Source organism: bacterium (assembly GCA_024224155.1).
Classification (GTDB): domain Bacteria; phylum Acidobacteriota; class Thermoanaerobaculia; order Multivoradales; family JAHEKO01; genus CALZIK01.
On the sequence record JAAENP010000453.1, the window covers coordinates 1 to 6,261 of the forward strand.

The 6,261-nt window shown below is 62.8% G+C and carries 8 protein-coding genes and 2 riboswitches; of the genes, 4 read left to right on the forward strand and 4 right to left on the reverse strand.

From position 1 onward, the window contains the following. Positions 1–141 (reverse strand): tail fiber domain-containing protein (locus GY769_22020; protein MCP4204594.1); only part of this gene is annotated, 141 nt, incomplete at its 3' end. A gap of 108 nt (positions 142–249) precedes the next feature. Further along, a riboswitch (cyclic di-GMP riboswitch) is annotated at positions 250–359 on the forward strand. A gap of 111 nt (positions 360–470) precedes the next feature. Here GY769_22020 and GY769_22025 point away from each other — a divergent pair. After that, positions 471–1,043: a hypothetical protein gene (locus GY769_22025; protein MCP4204595.1), complete on the forward strand. Its 573-nt coding sequence runs from the start codon at positions 471–473 to the stop codon at positions 1,041–1,043. Between the two features lie 135 nt (positions 1,044–1,178). Continuing rightward, a complete protein-coding gene (locus GY769_22030) occupies positions 1,179–1,466 on the forward strand; it encodes a hypothetical protein (protein MCP4204596.1) in 288 nt (95 codons plus the stop codon). A 144-nt stretch (positions 1,467–1,610) separates the two neighbouring features. Further along, positions 1,611–1,672: riboswitch (cyclic di-GMP riboswitch) on the forward strand. Positions 1,673–1,706: 34 nt separating this feature from the next. Here the strand turns inward: GY769_22030 and GY769_22035 are convergent. The 3 genes from GY769_22035 to GY769_22045 form a co-directional block, all read right to left on the reverse strand. Then, a complete protein-coding gene (locus tag GY769_22035; protein ID MCP4204597.1) occupies positions 1,707–2,798 on the reverse strand; it encodes a DUF3500 domain-containing protein in 1,092 nt (363 codons plus the stop codon). 79 nt (positions 2,799–2,877) lie between these two features. Further along, entirely contained in the window at positions 2,878–3,264 is a 387-nt protein-coding gene (locus GY769_22040) for a polymer-forming cytoskeletal protein (GenBank protein MCP4204598.1), read from the reverse strand. After that, the gene (locus tag GY769_22045; protein ID MCP4204599.1) at positions 3,240–3,479 is read right to left on the reverse strand and encodes a PilZ domain-containing protein; all 240 of its coding nucleotides are present in this window, start codon (positions 3,477–3,479) and stop codon (positions 3,240–3,242) included. The genes GY769_22040 and GY769_22045 overlap by 25 nt, the downstream gene beginning before the upstream one ends. Before the next feature lie 359 nt (positions 3,480–3,838). Here GY769_22045 and GY769_22050 point away from each other — a divergent pair, with 359 nt between their 5' ends. Next, a complete protein-coding gene (locus tag GY769_22050) occupies positions 3,839–4,831 on the forward strand; it encodes a cyclase family protein (protein ID MCP4204600.1) in 993 nt (330 codons plus the stop codon). Positions 4,832–5,131: 300 nt separating this feature from the next. Beyond that, entirely contained in the window at positions 5,132–5,812 is a 681-nt protein-coding gene (locus GY769_22055) for an outer membrane beta-barrel protein (GenBank protein ID MCP4204601.1), read from the forward strand. Positions 5,813–6,261: the final 449 nt, after the last annotated feature.

Genomic DNA, 6,261 nt, shown 5'->3' on the forward strand with positions numbered 1-6,261 from the left:
CGGCGAGATGTGTTTGTCGTCGTGCCCGAAGCCGAAGCGCTGGTAGAAGTCCTCGGCCACCGGCCCCACGTGGCGGGCGTCGTCAGGGTCGTCCCTATAACTCCAGGTGAAGATCTCGAGCTCCGTCAATCGGGCCAGCAACTCCGCCGCCGGCGCCGGCTGCTGTCTCGAGGGAGTTGTCGCCCCCGCAACCACCCTACCCGTTCGGGTGGCGCAGCCTTCGTAATGACCGGCGTAATCTACCGGATGCCTCGATAAAGGCACACCTGGGAAAACCCAGGGCCGCAAAGCAAACGGGTCCTCGCTTCTCCGCGACGGCTTTCCCCGCACGAAGACCCCAAGACCGCCGGGCTGCCGAAGGGTAGAAAGGAGAGCGGCTGTGCGCCGCCGTTTGCTCTCGCAGCCCTACCGGCGTTCGACCCCGACTCGCCGGATAGGAATCGATTCACTCAGGAAGAAAGGACAAGACCATGAAGCGTATCGGTGTCTTGCCGCTCGCGGGCATTTTCCTGCTCGCGGGAATTCTCATGCTGGCCACACCGGCGTCGGCGAAATCGTCAAAGACCCCTCTCGACTTTTATGAGATCGCATGCGCGCTAGACGCCGGGATCGCGTGGACCGCCGGTCAGACATTTCATGTTCGAGGACAGCGAACCCACAACATCTCGTACGACCCGGTGACGTTCGAGGTCTCCGGGGAGAGCTCGAATGTCTTCAACCTCAATTGGAATCTGAATACCGGACAAGGCACTTCCTTCGGCACCTTCAGCCAAATCTACCTGCCGGAGTCAGACACCGGAACCTTCGATGGGACCTGGAACGGGAAGTCCAGCCCGGACGGTGGCTTTCTCGGCCGAGGCGTCGGCCACGGAACGGCTGACTTGACCGGCAAGAAGACCAAGTCCAAGATTCGCTCAGTCGATTTCTCAGAGATCCCGCCCGAGCTCTGGTTCATTCTGGGCCAGCCACCCTGGACGGAATGCGACTGGATTTTTGGCATCAACCGCGTCACCGGATTCATCCACAGTCGCGGGAACAACTAACAAGAAACCTGCTACGAGGCCGAGTGCCGGGCTCCAGACCCCTTGCGGGCTTCGCACCCGGCTTCTTCTTTTTCGAGGGCTCCCCCGCGGCTCGGGCGGCGGGCAGGGTCGGGAATTGCCGGTAACTACAACTCGGTGTTCGTCGCCCTCCAGGAGGCGAAGGACGAAGCGGCGAAAGATGAGAGTGGTTCGGATGCGACCCGGTCGATCCCCGACGATTCGACGGGCGGCTACGATTTCTGCGCCAGCGTCGAACGGATGCAGGTCGACGACGTGGCGCCACCGATCGATACCGGATCCGTGACGGTGTACGTACGCCAGCTCAACCCAAAGGAGGCTATTGACGAGCAGTGTCGGACGACAACCTTCTGGTGGGCATCGGGCCAACCTCACGAAGTGAAGCAGCGGCATGCAAACAGTTGATTGACGCGCGATTCGCCGAAGCAGGCTGCCCCTGACACCCACAGAGAGCCCCACCCGCCCTGGCCTTTTCGGTGACCGGGGCAACTCCACCCGCCCCTTCGGGTGGCGCGTCTTCAGCAACGACAGGCGTAGCCTCTCGAGTTGCCTCGACAAAGGCACACCTGGGGAAACCCGGGACCGCAAAGCTACGGGTCCTCGTTTCCGTGTCCTCGCTTCGGGTGGCGCCTCCCGGAGGGCACTCTACGGTTGATTCGCTGCGGGTCGGGGCGTCCGGTGGTGCGGGCTCTCCTCGTAGTGCCTGTGCAGCAGATCCTCGCCGTAGTCGCGCTCGGCGTCGCGCCAGACCGTGTGGATGTGGTTCACCGGCCCGCTAGAGCGGCCTGGCGGATAGCTGTTGTCGAACTCGATCAGCACTGTCGGCCCGTGGATCCGGTAGTAGTACGGCTTCCCGGCCTCGGTTCCCGACCACGAGAAGTGCAGCTTGCCGAGGCCAGCCGCCTCGATTCTCGCAGCCTGCACGCCGGATAGGTCAGGCTCTAGGTTTTGCAGGTATTCGTCGAGTAGCTGCATCAACAAGTGGCGCTGCTGAGGGGTCATGTCCGAGGCCGCCACTCCGCGGATCTTCTTCAGCCGGTCCGCCCGTCCGGGCCCGGCGATGACGTCGGATGGGGTCTCGCCCTCGAGCAGTGCCTGTTCGCGCTGGCTCGCGTCGAGGGACTCGAACAACCTCCGCCCCCGCACGTCCTCCTTGACCTGAACATAGAACCCGGAGTCCAGCTCGCGGCGGATCTGGGCCGGGTCCGAGCCCAGGAACGCTGGTGTCACCGACAGCGCGTCGCCGACCACGGTGAAGTTCAGCGCCAAGTGGTGTCCGTCGAGCTGCCAGCCCCACGGCTCGTCCTTCGACGGGTCGCCAAAGATACCGATCCAGTACAGCCTCTGCCCGAACATCGGCTCGGCGTCAGGCCGTGAGCGCGACGCGTAGCCCTGCAGGATCTCGTCGACGCGCATGATCCCCGCGGCCTTGAGGTAGCCCTGGCTGCTCAGCGCGCTCTGAATCAGATCATGGGCCCGGATGCGTTGCTCCTCGGACATCTGAGCGAAGGCGACGCCCTTGCGCTCGAACATGGTCGCGGGAAGGTTGCTCCACAGCCGGCGTTCCTCGTCGTCCATGGGGAAGGTGGCTTGCCCGCGCATCTCTGGGCTCAGGGAAGCGAGGAACTCGTCGGCGGCGTCGCGCATGGCGGCGATAACGTCCTGCTCCGCGGCGGCAACGGGCGCGGCGGCCAAGCAGCACGCAAGCAGCAACAGGATTCGCGCGGCTAGCGTCATGATAGGTCCTCCCGGCCGCGATGATACCCTCCGCAAGCCCTCAGAGCCTGCAGAAGCTCATCGACCAATCCGATACCGGCTAGAGTCCAGCCTTGGGCCGCGGCGCTTGCGGCGCCCGCATCTCGACCGCACCCTGGAACTTGGAGCCCTTCTCGAGAGTCACGCGCGGCGCCACGAGTTTGCCGGTAACAACGCCGCTGGTGCGCACAACGATCTGATCGCCACCGTGAAGATCGCCCTCGACTTCGCCTTCGACGACGATGCTCTCGCCGTGTATGTTGGCCCGCACGCGACCGGTGCGCCCCACAGTGACATTGCGACCGACGACGACGAAACCTCCGTCGAGCCGGCCGTTGATCAAAAAGTCCTGCCCTTCGTGGGTCGCACCGCCCACAGCTACGGAGGGGCCGTCCTCCAAGAACACGTCATAGACGTGCGGCATTACTGTAACGGCGTCGTCCGCCAAATCTCCCTCCCCCTAGGAGCCGGGCGCCTGCCACGATTTCTTAGGGTGGGCTGGATTCGGAGAGCCGACGACGGCGTCTGCTCCGAGGCGACAGTGAGGGCCATCCCCGAGGCACTGATATCGACGAGCCGGCAAGCCAGACACTCATTCGCGAAAGAGACCTTGGCTGCGCAACAAAGAGCGACTCGAGGTGAGTATCGGCGTTCCGTCGTCATCTGCACCTGGCTCCAGAGCCCGTTCAGAGAATCCCCAAGAATGGTCAAGCCACGCGTCTTCCTCCCAAGGAAGCATCGGGAGATGTGGCCGGTATCTTTCCGCTGCATCCAACAGACCGGGCGAGTGGCTTAGACTTCCATTCAACTTCGAGAGACGGTCGCTGTCAAATAGACGCATACCCATCGCTCTATCCTCGAACGATCCCTGAACAAGCGAAGGGGGAGACCGCTCCGGGCTCGAAAGTAACGTCTGCCGCTCTGGGGCTCGGACGAAGCCGCCAACCGGCCAGCAACTTTACCTTCGTTTGTGCAAGCCAGGGCCTTATGCTCGGGCCTGGACCACGACACGGAGGTAACGGATGCGCTCGGATCGAATCATGATTGGTTGTTGGGTACTCGTTGCGCTGCTCGGCTCGGCAGCGCTGGCACAGACCCGGGAGAAGGGGCCCTGGTGGCCTCACCCGATCTGGGGCGCGAAGGACCAGGCGGGCGCCTCGAACTGGATCACGCCGGCCAAGGTCCTCGAGGCGGTCGAGCTCGTGACGACCGGGACGGTTTATGACCTGGGGCAAACCTACGAGAGCGGTATGCCGTTGTTCGGTGGGCGCACCTACGCTCTGCACATACCGGGCGGGCCGACCTACCGCGATCCCTTCGGCAAGAACAAGCTGATCGGCAACGACGAGTTTCTCTGCACCGAGGTCGGTCAAGTCGGAACGCAGTTCGACGGCCTCGCCCACATCGGGACCAGACTGACGATGGCCGACGGCAGCGTGAAGGACGTCTACTACAACGGCTTCACGGGGGAAGAGATCCTCGGGACCTACGGCATGCGCGAGCTCGGCATCGAGAAGATCAAGCCCATCTTCACCAGGGGAATCCTGATCGACATCGCGAGTGACAAGGGTGTCGACCGGCTGCCGAAAGCCTACGAGGTCACGGTCGAGGACATTCGCGGTGCGCTCGCGAAACAGGGAATGTCCGAGGACTCGATCCGGGCCGGAGATGCCCTGTTCTTCCGCTACGGTTGGTCCTCGCTCTGGTCGGACCCCCAGCAATACAACGACTCGCCGGCGGGAATCGGAGTCGAAGCGGCGCGATGGGTCGTCGAGCGCCGGGCAACGATGATCGGCTCCGACTCGTGGACCAGCGAGGTCGTTCCCAATCCGAACCCCGAGCTGGTCTTTCCCGTACATCAGGAGCTCCTCAACAAGAACGGAGTATTCAACCTGGAGAACCTCCAGTTCGACGGCCTCGTGAAAGACGGCGTTAACGAGTTCTTGTTCGTCTTCGCTCCGGTGCCCTTCAAGGGGGCGACCGGATCTCCCGGGCGACCGATCGCGGTCCGCTAGGCGCTCTCCCGTCGTTATTCTATTTGTTCTGTTTGGTGAGCCGCCAGGGACTCGAACCCCGAACCCGCAGATTAAGAGTCCCACTCGAACATCACATCTAGACCACTCATCACACGAAAAAGCCAACTGCCGAAGGCCTTCGCGAGCTCGTAGCTCTTTGCAGGAGACGCGTCGATTTGCGCTTTGAGCACGCTCTGAGTGTGCCGTGAGTGTGCCAGAGGGCAGAGTGGTGTCCCATCGGTTGGCATCGCGCGTGCACGATTTTCGGGTATCGCGTAATAGTCAAAGGAGGAGCCCGTCATGACCGAATTCGACATGCTCAATGGCAGAATCACCGTTGTCACCGTGACCCTTCTCGTTCTCGGGGTGTCCGTGTTTGGGGCCGGCGCGGCTTCACCGGCTTCGGCTTCAGAAGCCGCCCAGTGGTACGTAGACGCCAGACTCGGAGAAGCCGACGTCGCGGCGAACCTCGGTTCACGTCATATCAAGAGATTCGACAGCACTGATACGACCCGCAGTCTCGGAATCGGCTACCGCATCACCGACTACGTCGCCTTGGAGCTGGGGCTCCATGATTTTGGAGAGGCCCAGGGTTTCGGTTCGCCGTGTCCGGACAACGTGGACGCGTGCATCGAGCGGTTTGCGCTGGAAACCCTAGGGCTCTGTGTCGAGGGCACCGAGTGCACGGAGGTGCTGGCGCCTCTTTCCGCCGACCTCACCGGGTTCTCACTCGCTGTCGTTCCACGCTGGCCGGTGACCGATCGGGTTGCGCTCTTCGGGAAACTCGGTTGGATCGACTGGGAAGCGGACATCTCCGGACTTTTCTTCGGCGGTACGCGCGAGACCTTCTCTGACGGTGAGCTGCTCGCCGGAGCCGGGGTTCGCTACGACCTCGAGAGCGGCCTTGGAGTTCTGCTCGAGTACGAGCAGTTCGACTTGGACCTCGATCGGTTCAGTCTCGGTCTCGGCTGGGCGTTCTAGGAACGGCGGGCGCGCGATTCGCGCGAAATCGGCCGCATGGCCGCGCTAGACTGCCAGGGATGGAAACCCTGATCCTGACGCAGTCCGAGGTTCGCTCCGTACTGACGGCCCATTTTGATGCCCCGACCCGCGTGGGGTGCGAGTAATGAGCCGGACAACGGGGACGCCACTGGAGGACTGACTTCTTCCAAGCGGACCGTGACGGGAGGTCCGATACGTCGCCCTTCTCGGACTAGCCTCGCGTCCCAGCGCGGTACGGCCGGCACAGGCGGCCGACGGAGGTCCGAGAAGGGCGACTGCCATAGGTAGTATCTGGACTCCTCGCGCAAGTAGGTGTGTGGCGCTGTCTTTCTACATGATGTTTTTCCTTACCAGAGTGCTGAGAGGTTGGCGACAGCGGGAGGTCTGACTGCAGTCGTATCTTCGGCCCGTTTTCAGTGGAGCTGTCA

What these genes read in the sequence shown, in the direction of transcription:
- GY769_22035 (MCP4204597.1), bottom strand. Translation starts at nt 2,798, where the DNA reads ATGACGCTAGCCGCGCGAATCCTGTTGCTGCTTGCGTGCTGCTTGGCC.
- GY769_22025 (MCP4204595.1), top strand. Translation starts at nt 471, where the DNA reads ATGAAGCGTATCGGTGTCTTGCCGCTCGCGGGCATTTTCCTGCTCGCG.
- GY769_22045 (MCP4204599.1), bottom strand. Translation starts at nt 3,479, where the DNA reads ATGACGACGGAACGCCGATACTCACCTCGAGTCGCTCTTTGTTGCGCA.
- GY769_22050 (MCP4204600.1), top strand. Translation starts at nt 3,839, where the DNA reads ATGCGCTCGGATCGAATCATGATTGGTTGTTGGGTACTCGTTGCGCTG.
- GY769_22055 (MCP4204601.1), top strand. Translation starts at nt 5,132, where the DNA reads ATGACCGAATTCGACATGCTCAATGGCAGAATCACCGTTGTCACCGTG.